The organism is Microbacterium sp. 10L49, from assembly GCF_056395125.1.
In genome coordinates, this window is sequence record NZ_JBFTIW010000004.1 from 330,640 (window position 1) to 351,221 (window position 20,582).

At 70.5% G+C, this 20,582-nt stretch carries 17 protein-coding genes; 12 read left to right on the forward strand and 5 right to left on the reverse strand.

The features are described 5' to 3' along the window. Window positions 1-78 precede the first annotated feature (78 nt). On the reverse strand, window positions 79-1,470 hold the full coding sequence (locus tag AC1DCT_RS14620; protein ID WP_477430046.1) for an HNH endonuclease signature motif containing protein: 1,392 nt from the start codon (window positions 1,468-1,470) through the stop codon (window positions 79-81). A 233-nt stretch (window positions 1,471-1,703) separates the two neighbouring features. On the opposite strand from AC1DCT_RS14620, the gene AC1DCT_RS14625 reads away from it, so the two are divergent. The 9 genes from AC1DCT_RS14625 (at window position 1,704) to AC1DCT_RS14665 (ending at window position 11,410) form a co-directional block, all read left to right on the forward strand. After that, window positions 1,704-3,008 carry an aminotransferase class I/II-fold pyridoxal phosphate-dependent enzyme gene (locus tag AC1DCT_RS14625; RefSeq protein WP_477430502.1) on the forward strand — a complete coding sequence of 435 codons (1,305 nt, stop codon included), beginning with the start codon at window positions 1,704-1,706 and terminating at the stop codon, window positions 3,006-3,008. A gap of 41 nt (window positions 3,009-3,049) precedes the next feature. Further along, window positions 3,050-4,033, forward strand: coding sequence for a 1,4-dihydroxy-2-naphthoate polyprenyltransferase (locus AC1DCT_RS14630; protein WP_477430047.1), 984 nt, complete (start codon window positions 3,050-3,052; stop codon window positions 4,031-4,033). Between the two features lie 152 nt (window positions 4,034-4,185). After that, complete coding sequence (locus tag AC1DCT_RS14635; RefSeq protein WP_440735085.1) at window positions 4,186-4,806, forward strand: TlpA family protein disulfide reductase; 621 nt, start codon at window positions 4,186-4,188, stop codon at window positions 4,804-4,806. 91 nt (window positions 4,807-4,897) lie between these two features. Further along, window positions 4,898-5,659 (forward strand): cytochrome c biogenesis CcdA family protein, encoded by a 762-nt coding sequence (locus AC1DCT_RS14640; protein ID WP_440735086.1) that lies wholly within the window; start codon window positions 4,898-4,900, stop codon window positions 5,657-5,659. Between the two features lie 117 nt (window positions 5,660-5,776). Further along, the gene (gene resB / locus AC1DCT_RS14645; protein ID WP_477430050.1) at window positions 5,777-7,663 is read left to right on the forward strand and encodes a cytochrome c biogenesis protein ResB; all 1,887 of its coding nucleotides are present in this window, start codon (window positions 5,777-5,779) and stop codon (window positions 7,661-7,663) included. A 9-nt stretch (window positions 7,664-7,672) separates the two neighbouring features. After that, a complete protein-coding gene (gene ccsB / locus AC1DCT_RS14650) occupies window positions 7,673-8,668 on the forward strand; it encodes a c-type cytochrome biogenesis protein CcsB (protein ID WP_440735088.1) in 996 nt (331 codons plus the stop codon). A gap of 25 nt (window positions 8,669-8,693) precedes the next feature. Further along, window positions 8,694-9,872 (forward strand): SLC13 family permease, encoded by a 1,179-nt coding sequence (locus AC1DCT_RS14655; protein ID WP_477231108.1) that lies wholly within the window; start codon window positions 8,694-8,696, stop codon window positions 9,870-9,872. Between the two features lie 27 nt (window positions 9,873-9,899). After that, window positions 9,900-10,196, forward strand: coding sequence for a DUF2277 domain-containing protein (locus tag AC1DCT_RS14660; RefSeq protein WP_233310275.1), 297 nt, complete (start codon window positions 9,900-9,902; stop codon window positions 10,194-10,196). Between the two features lie 92 nt (window positions 10,197-10,288). Next, window positions 10,289-11,410: an AI-2E family transporter gene (locus AC1DCT_RS14665; RefSeq protein ID WP_440735090.1), complete on the forward strand. Its 1,122-nt coding sequence runs from the start codon at window positions 10,289-10,291 to the stop codon at window positions 11,408-11,410. Between the two features lie 66 nt (window positions 11,411-11,476). Here AC1DCT_RS14665 and AC1DCT_RS14670 read toward each other — a convergent pair whose 3' ends face one another. After that, window positions 11,477-13,465 carry a YhgE/Pip domain-containing protein gene (locus AC1DCT_RS14670; protein WP_477430052.1) on the reverse strand — a complete coding sequence of 663 codons (1,989 nt, stop codon included), beginning with the start codon at window positions 13,463-13,465 and terminating at the stop codon, window positions 11,477-11,479. After that, window positions 13,462-16,254 (reverse strand): MMPL family transporter, encoded by a 2,793-nt coding sequence (locus AC1DCT_RS14675; protein WP_477430054.1) that lies wholly within the window; start codon window positions 16,252-16,254, stop codon window positions 13,462-13,464. The genes AC1DCT_RS14670 and AC1DCT_RS14675 overlap by 4 nt, the downstream gene beginning before the upstream one ends. A gap of 140 nt (window positions 16,255-16,394) precedes the next feature. Here AC1DCT_RS14675 and AC1DCT_RS14680 point away from each other — a divergent pair, with 140 nt between their 5' ends. After that, window positions 16,395-17,015 (forward strand): TetR/AcrR family transcriptional regulator, encoded by a 621-nt coding sequence (locus AC1DCT_RS14680; RefSeq protein ID WP_477231105.1) that lies wholly within the window; start codon window positions 16,395-16,397, stop codon window positions 17,013-17,015. An 89-nt stretch (window positions 17,016-17,104) separates the two neighbouring features. Here AC1DCT_RS14680 and AC1DCT_RS14685 read toward each other — a convergent pair whose 3' ends face one another. Both AC1DCT_RS14685 and AC1DCT_RS14690 read right to left on the reverse strand, forming a co-directional pair. Next, window positions 17,105-18,088, reverse strand: a complete 984-nt coding sequence (locus AC1DCT_RS14685; protein WP_441977093.1) for an o-succinylbenzoate synthase — start codon at window positions 18,086-18,088, stop codon at window positions 17,105-17,107. Between the two features lie 27 nt (window positions 18,089-18,115). Then, window positions 18,116-19,129, reverse strand: a complete 1,014-nt coding sequence (locus AC1DCT_RS14690; RefSeq protein WP_477430056.1) for an N-acetyltransferase family protein — start codon at window positions 19,127-19,129, stop codon at window positions 18,116-18,118. 71 nt (window positions 19,130-19,200) lie between these two features. Here AC1DCT_RS14690 and AC1DCT_RS14695 point away from each other — a divergent pair, with 71 nt between their 5' ends. Together AC1DCT_RS14695 and AC1DCT_RS14700 are read left to right on the forward strand one after the other, a co-directional pair. After that, the gene (locus tag AC1DCT_RS14695) at window positions 19,201-19,548 is read left to right on the forward strand and encodes a PadR family transcriptional regulator (protein ID WP_477430058.1); all 348 of its coding nucleotides are present in this window, start codon (window positions 19,201-19,203) and stop codon (window positions 19,546-19,548) included. Beyond that, window positions 19,545-20,567: a permease prefix domain 1-containing protein gene (locus AC1DCT_RS14700; RefSeq protein WP_477430060.1), complete on the forward strand. Its 1,023-nt coding sequence runs from the start codon at window positions 19,545-19,547 to the stop codon at window positions 20,565-20,567. Before AC1DCT_RS14695 ends, AC1DCT_RS14700 begins: the two co-directional genes overlap by 4 nt. Window positions 20,568-20,582: the final 15 nt, after the last annotated feature.

Here is a 20,582-nt window from a genome sequence, read left to right on the forward strand (position 1 = left end):
GAGGGGCGTCACCGCACGGGGCGTCGCTGCAGGGACGGGAGAGGCTCGGATCCTGACCTTCGCCCTTGCTGCGGTGCCTCAGAACGGTGCGGCTTCATCGGGCGGTGGATCGGGATTCGGATCCGGTTCGTCGATGGTGAAGGTGACGGGTGCGGGTGGTTTGTCGATGTAGGTGGATCCGGCGGGGCTGGTCCATTCCAGAACCCCGGCTCCCCGTTGCTTCACTTTCCACGCGGCCTGGTGCTTGAGTACATGGTGGCGTCTGCAAAGACCCCCGAGATTCCCTTCCTCGGTCGCGCCGCCGTAGGCGGCGTCGATGGTGTGGTCGAGGTCTTGGGCGGCGGGCGGGAGTCCGCAGGTGGGGAATCGGCAGCGGGAGTCGCGGGCGTGCAGGAGCCGGCGCAGGTGAGCGTTGGGCCGGTAGTGGTCGACGGCGAAGATCGCCCCAGTGACGGGGTGGGTGAGCACCCGTTCCCAGGCCGTGGCACCACCGGCGAGGATCCGGGCGGTATGCGTGTCGATAGGTTGCCCGCCGGCGAGTTCGCCGGGCTGCTCCACCCGGACACCGTAGGCGGAGCCAACCGTTGTGCTGGTGGTCATCACCGTGAAGACGGGGACCGTGACTTCGACCCGGGCCTGGATCGCGGACAGCAACCCCTCGGTCGTGTCATGGCCAGACGCGGCACCCGTGAGGAGCGTGTCCGCGCAGAGGTCGGCGCGGAGCTGGTCGATGGTGCGGTCATCGTCCGGGTCGCCGAGCCCTTCCGGATCCGATTCCGACCCTGCGTTCGCGTTCGCCTTCTGCACCATCCGGGCCTGCTGGGTGAGCCGGTCGTAGATCCCATCGATCACGGCGGCCGCATGGATCAGCCCGAGCATCTTCTGCCCGTCGGGGAGTTCTTCGCGCCACACGGTGCGCTTCTCCTGCGCCTCCCGATGCCGTTCCGTCAACGACCGCGGGGCGAGCCGTTCCGCGACGCGTTCCACGACTCGCTTGGCCCGGTGCGGGGTCTCACCCTCGCAGGCCGCGACGGCCGCCCGTTCGAACTCGGCACGCACCTGATCGTCCAGCCGTGTCCCGGCATCCTGGATGAGGCGCACGTGGGCGGCGTTGATCCGCGCGTCGGTGAATGCCTGCATCGTGGCGGGGAACTTCGTCATCAGTTCCGCGGCCCGCACCATCCGCCCTTGCACGACCCGGTCCGACATGTGCAGCACCGCCGCCAACTCCGCTGCAACACTGCGGGACGCGAGATCCACCGACTCGCCCCGCACCCCGGACGCACCGTCCGCGGCGGCGAGGTCTTCCGCGAGCCGCTGCGCGACGGCCAGGTGCGCTTCCTTCAACGCTTGCAGGCGGGTGATCGTCGCCTCGGTCGTCGCCAACCCGTCCACGAGCGCGGCCAGCACAGCGACCGGATCCACCGGGTCAATCCCGGGATCCACCGCCGTGCCGGTCGAGCTCGTCATACCTCCATTCAACCCGGGGGCACCGACATTCGAGGCTCGAAAAGGGCCAGATCAGATCCGGAAAAGATCACAAAACGGTCACAGGATTCGACGGTCGCATCCCGGGGTCCGAGCGCTCTGAGCGTCTCGTGAACGATGCTCACGGCGTGGCCTTCGACGATCGCGGGTGGCCACAGATCCGGCGCCGCCTCCGCTGCGGGGACTCACCCTAGGCTTGGTCCGTGGCGGAACCGATGATCCAGGGCAGCACGGCGCATGAGATCGCCGATTCGATCCGCGCCCAGATCGGATCCGGCGTGCTCGCCGTGGGGGAGGGGCTGCCCACCGTGCGCGCCCTCGCCGACCGCCTCGGAGTAAACCGCAACACGGTCGCCGCCGCCTACCGTGCGCTCGCCCGGGCCGGCGCCGTGGAGAGCCGCGGTCGCGGCGGCACCGTGGTCGCGGGACCCGTGCGCACGGAGGAGGAGGGCTTCGCGGCGGAGACGGTGCTGCGTGACCTCGGCAGCGGCAACCCGGATCCGGATCTGCTGCCCCTTCCGGTGCTCGCCGAGGTCGACCTGCGCACGCCGGCGCTCTACGGCGACGCGCTCATCGACGAGGGGCTGCGCACCTGGGCGACGCGGTGGCTGGCGGAGGCGCAGCCGCGCGGCGCGGAACTGTCCGTGACCTCGGGCGCGGTCGACGCGCTGGAGCGTCTCCTCGTGGCATCGCTCGCCCATGGCGACGTGGTCGGACTCGAGGACCCGTGCTTCCTCTCCAGCATCAACGTGGTCCGACTCGGCGGATACCGCCCGGTCGGCATCCCCCTCGACGAGGAAGGCATCACGGTCGCGGGGCTGCAGGCGGCGATCGATGCAGGTGCCCGCACGGTGGTGTGCACGCCTCGGGCGCACAATCCCACGGGCATCAGCCTGAGCTCGGAGAGGGCGGCCGAGCTCCGCGCGGTGTTCGCGGAGGCGCCGCACGTGCTCATCATCGAGGACGATCACTACTCCCTGCTCTCGCGACGGCCCTACCACACCGTGATCCCCGAGGGGCATCCGCGCTGGGCGCTGGTGCGGTCGATGTCGAAGTTCCTCGGTCCGGATCTGCGCCTCGCGCTGCTCGCGTCGGATCCGGACACTGCGGCTCAACTGCGCACTCGGCTCTCGCCCGGCAAGACCTGGGTGAGCCGGATTCTGCAGCGGGTCGCCGTCGGCATGCTCGATCATCCGGACACACCGGCGGCGCTCGAGCGCGCCGGAGCGCACTACGCCGAGCGCGGCGATGCCCTGCGCGCGCTGCTGCGCGAGCGCGGCATCACGGTGCGCGGCGACGACGGTCTGAACGTCTGGGTGGAGTGCGGCGTCGACGGCCGCGCCGTGTCCGAGGCGATGATGCGCCGCGGCTGGCTGGTGCGCACGGGCGGCGGATTCCTGCTCGAGCCGGACGAGGCCTCGCCGCAGATCCGGCTCACCGCGCACACCCTCGGCGACGCCGAGCTGCGCACCCTCGCCGACGACCTGCAGGCCGCGATCGCCGACGCGCGCCGGCGCTGAGGGGATCCGGGCGCCATAACCGCCGCCGCTAGGATTCCTGCGTGGCTAACCGCAAGACCAAGAAGACCGCACCCGCGTCCGCTCGCCCCGTGACGCGCGCCCGCTCCGGCAACCCCGCGAAGCGCCCGGTCGAGCAGCTGCCGCCGGTCACCCTGGGCGACTGGATCGGCGCCGCCCGTCCGCGCACCCTGCCCCTGGCGATCGCTCCGGTGCTGGTCGGCACGGGGGCCGCGCGGCTGGGGGATCCGCAGTTCCACTGGGTGATCGCGCTCGCGTGCCTCGCGGTCGCCGTGTGCCTGCAGATCGGCGTGAACTTCACGAACGACTACAGCGACGGCGTGCGCGGGACCGACGCGCACCGGGTCGGCCCCGCACGCCTCACCGCCTCGGGCCGGGTGAGCGCCAAGAGCGTGCTGTACACCGGGCTCGCGTTCTTCGCGCTCGCGGCGATCGCGGGCCTCGGCATCACGATCCGCACCCAGCAGTGGTGGCTGATCGCGGTCGGCGCGGTGTGCATCGTCGCCGCCTGGTTCTACACCGGCGGCAAGCGCCCCTACGGCTACAACGCGCTCGGCGAGGTCTTCGTCTTCGTGTTCTTCGGGCTGGTGGCGACGCTGGGCACGACCTGGGTGCAGTCGCTGAAGCTGCCGCAGGAGGCCTGGATCGGGGCCGTCGCGGTGGGGCTCTTCGCGTGCGCGGTGCTGCTGGCCAACAACCTGCGCGACATCGACCAGGACCGCGTGGTAGGCAAGCGCACGCTGACCGTCCTGATCGGCAAGCGGGCCACGCAGGTCGTGTACACGCTGTTCGTGATCCTGCCGTTCCTCGCCCTCGTGCTGCTCGCCCTGTTCTACCCGGTCGCCTGGGTCGGGCTGCTGGCGCTGCTGGCGTTCCTGCCGGCGCTCGTGATCGTCTGGGCGTACCGGGAGCCCAGGGAGCTCGTGGTAGCCCTGGCGCTCATCTCGCTCGGCACGCTCGCCTATGCCGGAGCGCTGTTCTGGGCGTTCATCTCGCCCACCGTATGAGCGGATCCGGATCCGCTCGGGTGAGCGCCGTCCGGCGCCCGCCCACCGTGTGCATAGGGTCTTTTCGTAGGATTCGGAGCATGCCTCTGAGTTCGTCGCGCCCGTCCGCGCCCACCGGCTCACTCGGTGATGCCGCTCTCGGAGACCGATCGGTGGCACGCTCATCCCGACGTTCGCGCCTTGTCCGGACCACGGCTGCCGTCCTCGGCGTCGCGCTCGCGGCCGGTCTCGCGGCCTGCTCGAGCGATCCCGTGGCCGATCAGTACCGCAACGGCGACAACAAGGGCTACATCGGCTCCGACGGCATGCGCGTCGAGGAGATCAAGCCGGCCGACCGCAGCAAGCCGGTCGCGTTCGCGGGCACTCTCGAGAGCGGTAAGAAGTTCAGCAGCACTGAGATCGCGGGTGATGTCACGGTCGTGAACTTCTGGTACGCCGCGTGCGGCCCCTGCCGCGTCGAGGCGAACGACCTCCAGTCGGTCTGGCAGAAGTTCGACGGCAAGGGCGTCTCGTTCGTCGGCGTGAACACCTACGACCAGGCCGGCACTGCCACGGCGTTCAACGACAAGTACGGTGTCACCTACCCGAGCATCATCGATGTGAACACGGGCGACGCGAAGCTCGCCTTCGCCGAGGTCACCTCGATCCAGGCGACGCCCACCACGCTCGTGCTCGACAAGCAGGGCCGCGTCGCGGCGCGCGTGATCGGCCCGATCGGATCCGCCTCGATCCTGGAGACGCTCGTCCAGGACGCACTGGACGAGAAGGCATGAGCGTGCGCGCACCTCGCACGTCTGTCGTCCCGGTGAGGCCGATGCCGACGGCTTCCGTCCCGGCGACTCCCGCCCCGCGGAGGTCGCGGGCGTGAACATCGACGCGATCGTCGGATCCGGCGCCCTCTGGGCGGCCCTTCCGGTCGCCATGCTCGCAGGGCTCCTGTCCTTCCTCTCGCCCTGCGTGCTGCCGCTCGTGCCCGGCTACCTCGGGTTCGTCGGCGGTGCGGTCGGCGGATCCGCGCCCCAGCAGGACGGAACCACGAAGGCGCCCACGCGTCGCCAGATGGTGCTCGGGGTGCTGCTGTTCATCCTCGGCTTCACGGTGGTCTTCATCCTCATGGCGGTCGTCGGCGGCACGGCGGGCGTGTTCCTGCTGCGCTGGGGCGACCTGATCACCCGCATCCTCGGCGCGGTCATCATCGTCATGGGCCTCGTCTTCATCGGCGTCTTCGGCTTCGCCCAGCGCACCGTGCGGATGAACGTGTCCGGCCGCGCGGGGCTCATCGGCGCCCCGCTGCTCGGCATCGCGCTGGGCATCGGCTGGAGCCCGTGCCTGAGCCCGACGCTCTCGGCGATCGTCGCGCTGTCGGTCAACGTCGGCGATGTGAGCCGCGCGGTGTGGCTCGGCGTCGCGTACTCGCTGGGGCTCGGGATCCCGTTCCTGCTCGTCGCGCTGGGCTTCGGCTGGGCTACGCGCTCGCTCTCGTTCCTGCGCCGCCACGTGCGCGTCGTCAACATCGTCGGGGGCGCACTGCTCATCGTGCTGGGACTGCTGATGGTGACCGGCGTCTGGAAGGCGATCATGTCGAGCATCGGGGCGGTGGTCGGCAGTGTCGAACTCCCGCTCTGACTCCTCGTCGACCGTGCTTCGACAGGCTCAGCAACCGTGCGACCGCGCCGAGGCGGCCGCGACCACGACCGTTCGAGCCCTTCGACAGGCTCAGGAACCAAGCCGCAGGGATCGAGAATGAACAAGGACAGCTCGAAGAAGGACGCGGGCGCTGATCGTTCGACCGACCCGCTGCGCCCGAGCGACCACATCGACGGCGACGGCGATTCCCGTGGCGACGGCGTCGACTCCCCGAAGCTGAACGTCGTCGGCTGGCTGCGCTGGGGCTGGCGGCAGCTGACCAGCATGCGCACCGCGCTCGTGCTGCTGCTGATCCTCGCGATCGCCGCGATCCCGGGCTCGATCTTCCCGCAGCGGATGGCGGATCCGAACGGCGTCACGCAGTGGAAGGCCGATCATCCGGATCTGTTCCCGATCCTGGACGGCATGCAGCTGTTCGACGTCTACCTGTCGGCATGGTTCTCGGCCATCTACCTGCTGCTGTTCCTGTCGCTGGTCGGCTGCGTGATCCCGCGCATCAAGCACCACCTCAAGGCGCTGCGCGCGCGCCCGCCGCGCACCCCCGTTCGGCTGGCCCGCCTCGACGATCACCGCGTCCTCGAGCGCGCGGTCGCCGGCGATGCTTCGACAGGCTCAGCACAGGCGCGGGCCGCGGCCGAGCAGAGCATCGCGATCGCGGAGAAGCAGCTGCGCGCCCTGCGCTACCGCGTGGAGCGCTACGACGACAAGCGCGGTTTCTCGGTGTCGGCTGAGCGCGGGTACGCCCGCGAGACCGGCAACCTGCTGTTCCACCTCGCCCTGCTCGGGGTGCTGGTCTCGGTCGGCATCGGCGGCAGCTTCGCCTACACCGGTCAGCGCGTGGTCGTGCAGGGCACGAGCTTCGTGAACACGCTGCTGGACTACTCGTCGATGAACCGCGGCCGCTTCGTCTCCGACGATGCGCTCGCGCCCTACCGGATGACGCTGGACTCCTTCGACGTCACCTACCAGCCCTTCGAGCAGGGCAAGTCGTCCTCGGGCCAGGCCGGGAACTTCGCCGCGAACGTCACCGTCTCCGAGCCCGGACAGGATCCGCACAAGGCCGAGGTGAAGGTGAACCACCCGCTCGGCATCGCGGGAGACCGGGTCTACCTGCTCGGCAACGGCTACGCCCCGACCATCACGGTGCACGACGCCAAGGGCGACGTCGTCTTCCACGACTCCGTGCCGTTCCTGCCGCAGAACAACAGCACGATGATGTCGATCGGCATCGTCAAGGTCGCCGATGGTCTGCCCCAGCAGCTCGGCCTGCAGGGCTTCTTCTACCCGACCTCGGCGAAGCTGACCTCCGGCGCGCTCACCTCGGTCTACCCGGCCCTGGTGAATCCCACGCTGACGCTGAACGTGTTCGCCGGCGACCTCGGCATCGACGACGGGACTCCGCGCTCGGTGTACGTGCTGGACACGGGCTCGATGACGCAGCTCACCGGCGGCAAGACCGGGGTGAAGTCGATCGAGCTCGCCCCGGGCGAGACCACCGCGCTGCCGAACGGTATGGGCACCATCACGTTCGACAACGAGGCCCCCAAGGACGCGAAGGACTACACGCAGTCCGTCAAGCGCTACGTCTCGCTGCAGATCCACCACGACCCCTCCGAGCAGTGGGTGCTGGTGTTCGCCGCGCTCGCACTGGTCGGACTCGTGCTGGCGCTGTTCGTGCCGCGCCGCCGCATGTGGGTCAAGGCGACCGTGGTCGACGGCCCGGGCGGAGCGAAGACAGTCCGCCTCGAGTACGCCGGCCTCGCACGCGGTGAGGATCCGACCCTCGCCGCCGCCGTCGAGGACCTGCGCGACGGACATGCCCGCCTTCTCGACGCCGACGGCATGACCGCAGCGGTTCCCGAGGAGGGGCCGATTCCTGATGCGGATCCGGTTCCCGGTACGGATCCGGCTGCAGCGGACGTTCCCGACGCCGCCACCCTCGACGAACCAGAGCCCGATGACAGCGGAAATCCGCGGAAGTAGGCTGACAGCATGAACTTCGACTCCCTGTCGATCCTGACGATCTGGACGGCGGTGGCGATCTACGCCGCCGCGTTCATCGCCTACGCGTTCGACCTCGCCAAGCGCTCGCAGCTCGCCGCCGACGCCAAGGCCGTCGTACCGGAGCGCGAACTGGTCGGGGCGACGGTGGGCGCATCGGCGTCCTCACCGGCACGCACCGCGGGCTCCGCCGGGGCGGGAGCAGGGCCGACCGCCCCGCAGCGCTTCGTCATGGCGCGGATCGGCACGGCGCTGACCACGCTCGGATTCCTGTTCCACCTCGCCGGCGTGGTGCTGCGCGGCATCGCCGCAGGCCGGGTGCCGTGGTCGAACATGTACGAGTTCTCCATGACGGGGACGCTACTGATCATCGCGGTGTACGTCGGGGTGAACATCTGGTTCGACCTGAAGTACCTCGGCACCTTCATCGTGGGCCTGGTCGTCGTGCTGCTCGGCGGCGCCGCCACCGGCTTCTACGTCGAGGTCGTGCCGCTCGCGGATCCGCTGAAGAGCGTGTGGCTGGTGATCCACGTGTTCGTGGCGTCGCTGGGTACCGCGTTCTTCGCGCTCGCCTTCGCGCTCAGCGTGTTCCAGCTCATGCAGGCGCGCCGCGAGGCGAAGATCCTCGCGGACGCGCCGAAGGCGGGACCGCGCTTCCTCGCGACCCTGCCCTCCTCGGAACGGCTGGAGGGCCTCGCGTACCGGTTCGCGACCGTGGGCTTCATCTTCTGGACGTTCACCCTCATCGCGGGATCCATCTGGGCCAACGACGCCTGGGGCCGCTACTGGGGCTTCGACACCAAGGAGACCTGGACGTTCATCATCTGGGTGCTCTACGCGGGCTACATCCACGCCCGCGCGACGCGGGGCTGGCGCGGATCCCGTTCGGCGTGGCTGTCGATCGTCGGCTTCGCCGCGGTGCTGTTCAACTTCACCATCGTGAACCTGTTCTTCAAGGGTCTGCACGTCTACTCGGGCCTGAGCTGAGCGCGTCGTCCCAGGGGGCCCGGCGGTGACCGCGCGGCGGGCCTGGCTGCGGCCCGGCGCGCTGGCCGTCATCGCCCTGGCCCTGATCGCCACGGGAGTCGTCGTCAGCGGACTCCTGCCTCTCGCGGACGCGGGCTCGCTGGCCGGGCGCACGGCTCCGGTGCTCGGCTTCGTGATCGCGATCACGATCGTCGCCGAGCTCGCGCGTGATGCCGCCGTGTTCGACGTGATCGCGCAGCACCTGGCCCGATGGGGGCGCGGCCGGGTGATCGCGCTCTGGGGCGCTGTGATCCTGCTCGCGGTGATCAGCACGATCTTCCTCTCTCTCGACACGACCGCGGTGATCGTCACACCCGTCGTCGTGCTCCTCGCGCAGGGCGTGGGGGTCTCGCCGCTGCCGTTCGCGCTCGCGACGGTCTGGCTCGCCAACACGGCCTCGCTGCTGCTGCCGGTGTCGAACCTGACGAACCTGCTCGCCGCGCCGACCATGGGCTCGGATCCGCTCGCCTTCCTCGCGCTGAGCTGGGCACCCGCGCTCGCCGGCGTGCTCGTGCCGGTCGTGATCCTCACCCTCGCGCACCGGCGCACGCTCTTCGGCCGGTACTCGGCGCCTGTGCGGGCTGAGCCCGCCGACCGGGTGCTGTTCGTCGTCTCAGCCGTGGTGCTCGTCGCCCTGCTGCCGCTGCTCGCGCTCGTCCGCGATGTGTGGATCCCGGCCTCGGCCGCCGCCGTGATCCTGATCGTGCTGTTCGCGGTCCGCCGGCGGCGCGCCCTGCGCCTCTCACTGGTGCCGTGGCAGGCGCTGGGGCTCGCCGCCGCGCTGTTCGTGATCGTCGAGACCGCTCACGTGCGCGGGCTCGCGGCGCTCCTCTCACCGCTCGCCGCGAGCGGGCACGGTCTGCTCGAGATGCTTCGCGTGGCGGGCATCGGCGCACTCGCGGCGAACGGCATCGACAACCTTCCCGCCTACCTCGTGCTCGAGCCGATCGCCGGGCACGACCCGGTCGCGCTGATGGCGCTGCTCATCGGCGTCAACCTCGGCCCTCTGGTGACGCCCTGGGCCTCGCTGGCGATCCTGCTGTGGCACCACCGCGTCTCCGCGCTCGGGGTGTCGATCTCGTGGGGGCGCTTCGCCCTGTGGGGTCTCGTCGCCGCAGTTGCCACGGTGGGCGCGGCCGTGCTCGCGCTCGCCGCCGTTTCCTGAATCGCGAATCAGGGTTATCGTCGCGGCATGTGCCGCAACATTCGATGCCTCCACAACTTCGAGCCGCCGACGAACGATGACGAGGTGCGCGAGGCCGCGCTCCAGTTCGTCCGCAAGGTGAGCGGATCCACGCATCCGTCGCGCGCGAACACCCCTGCCTTCGAGCAGGCGATCGACGAGATCGCGCTCGCGACCCGGCGCATGCTCGACCAGCTCGTCACGAACGCCCCGCCCAAGACACGCGAGGCCGAGGCGATCAAGGGGCGCCAGCGGCACGAGAAGCGGATGGAGCGCGAGGTCAGGATCCGCACCGCGAGCGCTTAAAGGATCGGCGTCGCCACGGGCGGGGCCTTTCGCGGGCGGGCTTCCGGCACCGTACGCTCGACGAGAAGCACGACAGTGCAAGAGGGGGCATCATGCGCAGACGTCAGGTGACGATCATCACGGGGGAGCCCGGCCCGGCGGCCGGCGGAGTGCGGATCGAGCCGTTCACGTTCGGCCTCGTCGGCGCGCTCGGCGTTCTGGTCGCGCTGCTGATCGGCGCGATCGTGGGGCAGCTGTCGACGGTGCTCGTGTACATCGGGATCGCACTGTTCCTCGCCCTGGGGCTCGACCCGATCGTGCGAGTGATCGAACGGAAGCTGCCGCGCGGAGCCGCAGTGGCGATCGTGGTCATCGTCGTGGTGCTGGCCTTCGCCGGCATCCTGCTGGCGATCGTTCCGATCGTGGTGCAGCAGATCGCCCACCTCGTCGAGACCGGACCGAAGATGATCGATGACATGCTGCGTAGCGACTGGTACCGGCAGCTCGCCGCGCAGTACGGCGACTCGTTCAGTCAGGCCGTGGACGGGATCGCGAAGTTCTTCAAGGATCCTGGCAACATCACCAAGATCGGCGGCGGAGTGCTCGCGGTCGGCGCCGGCATCGCGGGCGGCTTCACCGGCTTCACGATCGTGCTGATCCTGACGCTCTATTTCATGGGATCGCTGCGCACGATGAAGCGCACCGCCGCCCGGTTCGTGCCCGCCTACCGGCGCCCGCGGTTCACGGAGATCGTCGAGGACGTCTCGGGCGCGGTCGGTCGTTACGTGATCGGTCAGGCGAGCCTGGCGCTCATCAACGGCGTGCTGAGCCTGTTCTTCCTCACGATCATCGGGGCGCCGCTGCCGGCTCTGCTCGCCCTGATCGCGTTCATCGGCTCGCTGATCCCGCTGGTGGGGACCCTGTCCGGATCCATCATCATCTCGCTCATCTGCCTGTTCGTCTCGCCGGTGACGGCGCTGATCGCGTTCGCGTACTACCTCGTCTACATGCAGATCGAGGCCTACGTCATCAGCCCGCGCATCATGAGCAAGGCGGTGGCCGTTCCCGGTGCGCTCGTCGTGATCGCCGCCGTCGGCGGCGGCGCACTCGGCGGGATCCTCGGTGCGCTGGTCGCGATCCCGGTCGCCGCGAGCGCGATCATCATCATCCAGAAGGTGCTCTTCCCCGCGCAGGATGCCAAGGTCGTCGCTCCGGAGGACGCGCGCACGGCGTGAGCGCCTGACGACGCGAAGACAGGCGCGGCCCCGGGGGAGGTGGGGTCGCGCCTGCCGCTTCCAAGCTCAGATCGCCGGAGCCAGTATCGCGCGGACCGAGGTCGTGCGCCGCGCCGCCACGGCCAGCGTCGTCGCGATCAGTGCGAGCGCGGCCCAGACCAGCAGCGCCGCGATCGCGGATCCGATGCCGTCCTCGCCCAGCAGCGCGGTCGCCGCGGACGAGGTCGGCAGGAACCCGGCGATCGTCGCGAGCCACCCGGGCAGCGTCGAGATGATCCCCGCGCCGAGCGCGGCCACGCCCATGACCGCGGAGATCCAGCGGCCGACGCCGCCGAGTACGGCGACCAGCGCCTGGTTCACGGCGGCGAAGGCGATGCCGGCGAGCACGGCGACGCCCGCGAAGCCCCACCACCGCGACGGGTCGTACTTCGCGACGATCTCGACCACGAGGGCGACCAGCAGGCCCTGTCCGGCGCCGATCGCGGCAGCCGGAGCGAACCCGCGCAGCGCGAGCGAGCCCGAGGCGCGGCGGGAGGTGAGGGCTCCCGCGGTGAACGCCCGCATCACGAGGAACGTCACGAGGCCGCCGAACCACAGCACGACCGCCGCGAGCAGCGGGATCGCGGTAGGGCCGAACATGCCGCCCGAGGTGTCGGCCGTCACCGGGTTCGCCACGACCTCGGCGAGCGACGACGCCTCGGAATCTTTGCGCTTCGGCAGCGAGTCGGCAGCCTGGTGCAGACCCGACGCGAGGCCGGACGTGCCCGTCGCGAGCGAGCCGATGCCGGTGCTGAGCTGGGACGCGCCGTCGGCGAGCTGGGTCGCACCGGACTGCAGCCCGGTGGCGCCCGTGGCGAGCCCCTCCGCGCCGGTGGCGCTCTGGGACGTGCCGTCGGCGAGCTGGCCCAGGCCCGCGGACAGCTGGTTGACGCCGTCGGCCGCGGTGCGGAACTGGCCGGCGAGAGTGGAAGTGGCGGCCGTGTTGAACGCTGTGAGGCCGGAATCGGCGCCGTCCGCGTAGCCGCTCGCCTTGCCCGCTGATGTCGCTGCTGTCTCAGCATCTTGGGCCGCGGCGCCGACATCGAGGCAGAACGCCGACGAGGCCAGAGTCGAATCCTTCGCGCAGTCCTGTGCGAGTTCTCCGAGCTTCTGCGCGAGCGCCGCCGTCTCAGCGGCCGAGGTCTTCGCATTGCTCGCCGCCGTCGCGGCAGCGCCACTGAGTTCCGCCGGAACGAGCCCCTGTGCCTGCAGTGCATCTGCACCCTGTGCGAGTCCCGCGCCGGCCTGGTTCGCTCCGGTCTGCGCCGACGTGATCCCCGAGGTGATCGTGCCGAGGCCGTTCGAGAGCTGCGAGGCGCCGTCGGCGAGCTGGCCCGCACCGTCGGCGAGTTTGGTCGCGCCGTCCGGGAGCGCGGCCGCCCCGGTCGCGGCGGAGGAGGCGCCCGCGGCGAGCTTGTCGGCGCCGTCCGCCGCCTCGCCGATCTTGTCGCCGAGCGTGCCGAACCCGACCAGCACGTTCTGCAGCGTGTTCTTGGAGATCTCGGCGCCCATGGTCGACGCGGCGGTCGCGGCGATCTGGTTGGCGATGAGGCCGTCCGCGGCGCGAGCCTGCGGAGCGGTCGTCACCGAGATCGTCGCCTTCTCGGCGGGCTTCGCCGGATCCTGCACGGCACTGCCGCCCGAGATCGCGGCGGCGGAGAAGTCCTTCGGAATACGCACGACGGCCTGGTACGTGCCGTCCTTGAGGCCCGCGGCAGCGTCCTTCTCGTTCGAGATGACCCAGGTGAGGTTCTCATCCTTCTTTCCGGTGCCGTCGACGAGGCCGGCGGAGAGCTGGCGCCCGAGCGGGGCGAGCTGTCCGTTCACCGTGACCGGCTTGTCGTCGTTCACGATCGCGGCGGTCATCGTGTCGAGGCGCTGGGTGGGGTCCTGCAGGGCGGCCACGAGCACGCCGCCGAGGACGGCCGGCAGCAGCAGCACGCCGATGAGGGTGAGGGCGGTGATCGGCTTGTGCGAACGGGCGCGTTCGATCAGCGCGGACAGGCGATTGGTCATGCGGTCACCTCGTCGAGGTCGGTGGTGGGCGCGTCGGGGGCGAGCGGTTCTGGTCGGACCTGTGGATGGTCGAGGTCATGCGTCTGCGGGGCGGCCCAGCCGGCGTCGGCCAGCAGCCGGACGGCGGCGGAGGCGTCGGCGGACGTGGTGACCACGGCGAGAGTGCCGCGGCGCGCGGCGTCGCGCAGCATCGCGACGGCCTGCTCGCTCTGGGCGAGCGTGAGGCGGTCGGCGCCGTCGATCACGACGAGCGTGGTGCGCCCGCGCAGGGCGTCGCGCAGCTCCCGCAGCGGATCCGCCCCCGTCCGGCCGTCCACGATCACGCAGCCGACGTGCGCACGCACCCAGGCGGCGCGCCCCGGCAGGAGGTGCCCCGCCACACGCAGGCGTCCCCCGGAGGGCACGCGCGCCGTGAGCGCGAGCGCCACCGCACGACGCACGGCCTGGTCGGCGCCGGTCAGCACGAGCGCGGATCCGGCCGGCACGCGCAGATCCCGTCCTTCCACGGCGCCCGCCACGGTCAGAGCATCCGCGGCGATCACCGAGTCGTCGCCCGGCCAGGCCGCCAGGTGCCGCTCGCGCTCCACGGCCTCGCCCTCGATGTCGACGCTCGGCAGGACCTTCTCGAGCCACGCGGGGATCTCCCACGCGCGCTCGCCGAGGATCGCCATGAGCGCGGGGATCAGCGTCATCCGCACCAGGAACGCGTCGATCGCGATGCCGGCGGCGAGGCCTAGCGCGATGGGCTTGAGCGAGGAGTCGCCCTCGGGCACGAAGGCCACGAACACGGCGAACATGATGAGCCCTGCCGCGGTGACGACCTTCGCGGATCCGGCGAAGCCGCCGCGCACCGCGCGCAGTGCAGCGGCCCGGCGCTCGGCGTGGTCGGCGCTGCGGGAGCCGGCATCGTGCACGTAGTCCTCGCGCATCCGGGAGACGAGGAAGACCTGGTAATCCATGGCCAGGCCGAACAGCACGCCCATCAGGATGATCGGCATGAAGCTGATGATCGGTCCGACCCGGGCGACGTGCAGGGCGTCGGCGAACCAGCCCCATTCGAAGACGGCGGAGACCACGCCGAACGCGGCCACGATCGAGAGCAGATAGCCGAGCGCCGCCGTGACGGGCACCCAGATCGAGCGGAACACGATCGTCAACAGCACCAGCGACAGACCGATCACGAAGATGCCGAACGGCAGCAGCGCGGCGCCGAGCTGGTCGGAGATGTCGATCGCGACGGCGGTGAACCCCGTCACCTTCACGTCGATGCCGAACTTCTTGAGCCACTCGTCATGGTGCGAGCGCAGCTCGCGCACGAGGTCGGCGGTGGCCGGAGCGTCCGGCGCGGTCGTGGGGATCACCTGGACGATGCCGGTGTCGGCGGTCTGGTTCGGGGTCGCCAGTGCGATCTCGGCGACGCCGGGGAGCTTGGCTACCGCATCGCCCAGATCCTTCATGAGGCCGACAGGATCCTTCGACGTCACGATGGTGCCGGTGAGGATGAGCGGTCCGTTGAACCCGGGGCCGAAGTGCTCCGCGGTGAGGTCGTAGTTCTCCCGCGCCTCGGATCCCTTCGGTTGCACGCCCGAGTTCGGCAGGGCGAGTGCGAGGTTCGCGGCGGGCACGGCGACGACGCCCAGTCCCAGGACGATCGCGAGCGCGACCAGCACCGGGTGCCGGGTGACGCCGCCCACCCAGCGCTCGGAGAACCGGCGACGGGGCGCCGCCTCGGACGCGCCCTTCTTGGCACGGCGGGGCTTGGCGAGGCGGCCGGCCGCTCGGGCCTTGAGGAAGCCGAGGATGGCCGGCGTCAGGGTGACGGCGATGAGCACGGCGATCATCACGGCGACCGCCGCCGCGATGCCCATCGTGGTGAGGAACGGGATCCCGGCGAAGCCGAGGCCGATGAGAGCGATCAGCACGGTGATGCCGGCGAAGACCACCGCGGATCCGGCCGTGCCGGTCGCGCGAGCCGCCGACTCCTCGGGATCCACTCCCGCGCGCACCTGATCCTGATGTCTCGCCATGATGAACAGCGCATAGTCGATGCCCACGGCGAGCCCGAGCATGAGCGCGAGCAGCGGGGTGGTCGAGGAGACCGAGGCGAACGCCGTGGCGGCGAAGATCGCGGCCATCGAGACGCCCACGCCCAGCACGGCCGTGAGCAGCGGCATGCCCGCCACGACGAACGAGCGGAACGTCACGATCAGCACGAGCAGCGCGATCACCAGGCCGATCCCCTCGGTGATCGAGATCGCGGGGATCGACATCGAGAACAGGTCGCCGCCGATCACGGCGTGCGCGCCCTGCGGCAGATCCTTCTCGAGATCGCTCACCGCGGTGCGCAACGTGTCCTTCGTCGCGGCGGAGACGTCTGAGGCCTGGCCGTCGAACTGGAGGCGGACGATCACAGCCGAGCGGTCGTCGGAGACCATGCCCGTCACGTGCTCGTCGTAGGGGCTCGTCGCGGCGAGCACCCCGTCGACCTTCCCGAGGTCGGCCACGGTGCGCTCGATCGGCGTCTTGTAGTCTGCGGCGGTGACGCTGTCGCCGTCGGCCGCCACGACGATGAACTGCGCGCTCGTGCCGCTCACCTGGGGGAACGTGCGCTCGAGCTGCTCCAGACCGGCCTGCGACTCGGTGCCCGGGATCGTGAAGGCGTTGTCCGTGCCCTTGCCGAGGGCGAGCGCCGCGCCGCCGGCGATGCCGAGCACCAGCAGCCAGGCCACGAGCACGCGCCACGGGTGCCGGAAAGACCAGCGGCCGAGCGAGGAGAGCAGTGTGGACACGGGTTCCTCCGAGGGGGTGCACGGGGCGAATTCGATACACTCGTGTATTCGATACGTCAATGTATCGTAGATCGAAGAGTGCGGGATAATCTGTGCGCGGGATGTGAATCGCGCAGTGGCGCGCGACGACGGAGGTGCGGATGACCGGCAATGCGACCAGGAGCCGGGAGAACACGCGGGCACGGTTGCTCGAGGCGGCGGCGCTGGTGTTCGCCGAAGAGGGGCTGGACGGCGCGACCGTCGAGGCGGTGTGCGAGCGCGCGGGCTTCACTCGGGGCGCGTTCTATTCGAACTTCGAGTCGAAGGACGAGCTGTTCCTCGAACTCGCCGGCACCGTGTCGGCCGAGCGCCTGACGGCCGTGCGGGCGCGGGTGACCGAGCTGAACGAAGCGGGGGCGCTCGCCCAGGACTGCGACGCGACGTCGCTTGTGCAGCAGGTGATGGACTCGGGCAAGGACGACCGACTCGGCGTCATGCTGCTCAGCGAGATCCGCCTCCGCGCCCTGCGCGATCACGCCTGGGGTAAGGCCTATCTCAAGCAGGAGCAGGAGATGGTCGCCGGCATCGCCCGGATCATCGACGACATCGCTGCGACCGGCACGATCTCCCTACGGGTCGACTCCGAGGTCGCTGCCCGCATGCTGCTGATCATCTGGGAGGGCACGACCGTGCGCGGCGCGATGGCCGGCAAGGACGACGCCCAGCTCCGCCGCACGGGCAGCGTCGAGCTCGGCCGGATGGTGTCCCTGCTGCTCGGCTGAGTGCTCGTCTTCGGCTCACTGGGCGCATCCTGCGGCCATCCGCCATCGGAAGCCGCATTCTGCGACCAGCGAGCAGATCCGGAATGTGCCTATCGGGCGGTCAGCAGCGCATGGCAGCGGGTCACGCGCTCGAGCCACCACTCCCACCGCTCTGCCGGTGCCTCCAGCCGTGCCAGCGCGCCGGGATCCGGCGTCACTCGGGCTGCGGACACCACCCCGCCGCGCGGGCGGGCATCCGCGACGTCGTCGGCGAACAGCGACGCGGTGCCGAGGCCGCAGTCGTGGTCGAGAACGGGCAGGGCCGCAGCCAGGGCGGCGCCGAGCGACAGGCCGACCGCGGTGTCGAGCGCGCTCGAGACGACCACGGGCAGCCCCGCCTCGGCGACGATCCGCAGCGCGCGCTCGATGCCGCCGAGCGGCTGGGCCTTGATGACGAGCAGATCCGCCGCACCCGCGCGGGCAACGGCCAGCGGGTCCTCCGCCTTGCGCACGCTCTCGTCCGCCGCGATCGGGATGTCGAGGTAGCGGATCCGCTCGCGCAGCTCGGCGAGCTCCTCGACGGTCGCGCAGGGCTGCTCGGCGTACTCCAGGTCGAACGGGGCAAGGGCATGGATCGCACGTTCGGCCTCGTCGACGTTCCAGCCGGCGTTCGCATCGATCCGGATCCTGCCCTCCGGCCCCATCTCCGCCCGCACGGCACGCACGCGGGCGACGTCGTCGGCGAGGCTCTGCCCCGCTTCGGCGACCTTGACCTTCGCCGTGCGGCAGCCGTCGAACAGGGCGAGCACATCGGGCACCCGGTCCGCCGGCACGGCGGGGATCGTCGCGTTCACACGGATCTCGGCGCGCACCGCGGCCGGCCGCGGGTGCCAGGCGTCCGCGATCGCGGCGGCCAGCCAGGTCGACGCCTCGGCGTCGCCGTACTCGGTGAAGGGGGAGAACTCGGCCCAGCCCTCCGGGCCCTCGAACAGCAGCGCCTCGCGGACGTCCACGCCGCGGAACCTGGTGCGCATCGGGAGCGCGACCACCCGCGCGGAATCGAGGATATCGGCGAGCGCGGGGAGGTCGGTCATGCCCCCATCATGCACCCGCGCATGCCGTCAGCCGATCCGCTTCTGCAGCTCCGCGAGTCGCCCTGAAGGGCGGAATCCGAGGGCGACGTTGAGGGCCAGCATGTGCTCGTTCGACTCGGCGTTGTAGGTCACGACCCGCGGCGTCCGCGGCAACTCCTGCTGCAGTCTGCGCAGGTTCTCCAGCTTCACCCGCATGCCGAGCCTGTGGCCGCGGTCCTCCCGGCGCACGAGCGTGCCCCACTGGTACGCGGAACTGTCATCCCCGGAGACCACGAGCTGCGAGTAGGCCTCGACCTGACCGTCCGGGCTGAGCGCGACGACGCAGAATGAGGTGCGGCCCTGCGCGGCCACGAGCTCCTCGCTCTCGCGGACCTCCGCCACGCTGGGGGTCCCGGCCTCGATGTCGAGGTCGCCCATGGGCGCTTCGGTGTCGAGTGAGCTGGAGAGCGCGGCCCACCCCGCGACGAGGTCCTCGGGCACGGGGCCGGTCCAGCTGCGCAGCACGTAGCCGTCGTCGGGGGTTCCCGCGCCCAGGCGATCGAGCAGCTCCGGGGCCACGGGCAGATCGAGCACGCTCTCCCGGTCGCCCAGCGCGAGCGCATACCCGTGCCGGCGGCCGAACTCGACGCCCGGATGCCCTGTGCCGTCGGGGGGCGCGGAGGCGGCCCAACTCGTCTCGGCCAGGAACGTCCGCCGGGAGCGCGCGATCGCGCGCGCCTCGATTTCGTCGAGAAGCGCGGATCCGACACCGGTCCTCCGCGCGTCCGGCACCACGTACACCGCGACATCGGCGAGATGGGTGTTGTCCTTGAGTGGCAACCCGAGTCCGGCCGCGCCGACGGGACGGTCTTCGAGCCGGGCGAGGAGTACTTGCCGTTCGAACACGGCGGAGGCCTGTTGCAGCTCCTGACGGGTCTCCTCGAGCGACCACAGCACGGCGTCGTCACCGCGGTCGGCGCGCAGGGCGGCGGCGTAGACCTCCCACCAGGCGTCCACCGCCGCGACGTCGAAGGGGTCGACGGGCTGGATCTCGATCGTCATGCCTCCACGCTACGGGAGTGCGATCGACAGGAATGTGCCATTGACAATAGTGTGCGACATACAATATCGTGATGGACGTGAGCGAAGACGAGTTCGACGGACACCTGCAGGAGCTGCGGCGCGGCACGGTCGTGCTCGCAAGCCTGCGGCTGCTGCGGGAGCCCGGGTATGGCTACGGTCTGCTCGAGCAGCTGAGCGCCGCGGGCTTCCCCACCGACTCCAACACCCTCTATCCGCTGCTGCGACGACTCGAGAAGCAGGGCTATCTCGCGAGCGAGTGGAACACCGAGGAGGCGCGACCGCGCAAGTTCTACCGCACCTCCGACTCCGGGCTCCGTCTGGCCGACACCCTCGCCCGCGACGTGCAGGCCATCGCCGCGGCCACCGCCGCCCTGACCGAAGGGGAACGCCGATCATGACCGCCACCGCATCCACCTACGCAGACCGCTACCTCGCCGCGGTGGGCCGCGCCGTTCCGGCTTCCTCGCGGGCCGAGATCCTCGCCGAGCTCGAAGCGTCCATCGCCGAGCAGGTCGAGCCCCGCGTCGCCGAGGGGGAGGACCGAGTCGCCGCCGAGCGCGAGGTCGTCGCCGGTCTCGGTGAGCCGATCGCCTACGCGTCCTCCCTCATCGATCGCCCGATGTGGGTCGTCGGCCCTCGCTATTACGCGGCCTGGCTGCGCCTGCTCCGGCTGCTGCTCTGGATCGTTCCGCTGTGCGCGGTGGGCGGGGTCGTGCTCGGCCAGCTCATCGCCCGTGCGTCTGCGGGCGCGATCTTCGGCAGCGCCATCGCTGTGCTGATCCAGACCATCGTGCATGTGGGCTTCTGGACGACGCTGGTCTTCTTCGTGCTCGAACGCACCGGATCCACGGGCCACACGATCCTGGACTGGAACCCCGACCACCTGCCGCAGGCGGCTGACGCCCGCTCCGGCCGCACGGATCTGATCGCCTCGCTCGCGTTCCTGGCGGTGACTGCCGGGGCGATCGTATGGGATCGCGTCCTCGGGTTCTTCCCGACCGGCGGCGCACCGATTCCCATCCTGGACCCGACGCTGTGGCCGTTGATCGTGCTGTTCGGCTTCATCGCGCTGGAGGCGGCGTTTGCGATCGTGTTGTATCTCCGCCGCCGCTGGACGACGAGTCTGGCCGTGCTCAACACGGTGCTCGCCGTGGCCTTCGCCGCGGCGACCCTGACCCTGCTCGTGCGCGGCGAGCTCATCAACCCTTCGCTGCTCTCGTTCATCACGGAGAAGGGCGGTGAGGGCTTCGCGCAGGGCCAGCGGGGATCGGCCGCACAAGGCGGTGTCTTCAGCATCCTCAGCGTGATCCTCGGCTTCTGCCTCGTCGCGTTCCCCGTCTGGGACATCGCCGACGGCTGGCTCAAGCTGCGCAGGCTGCGGCACAACGGGGTTCCCGTCGTCGTCGCCGAGGTCTGATCCCCCGAGCACCCG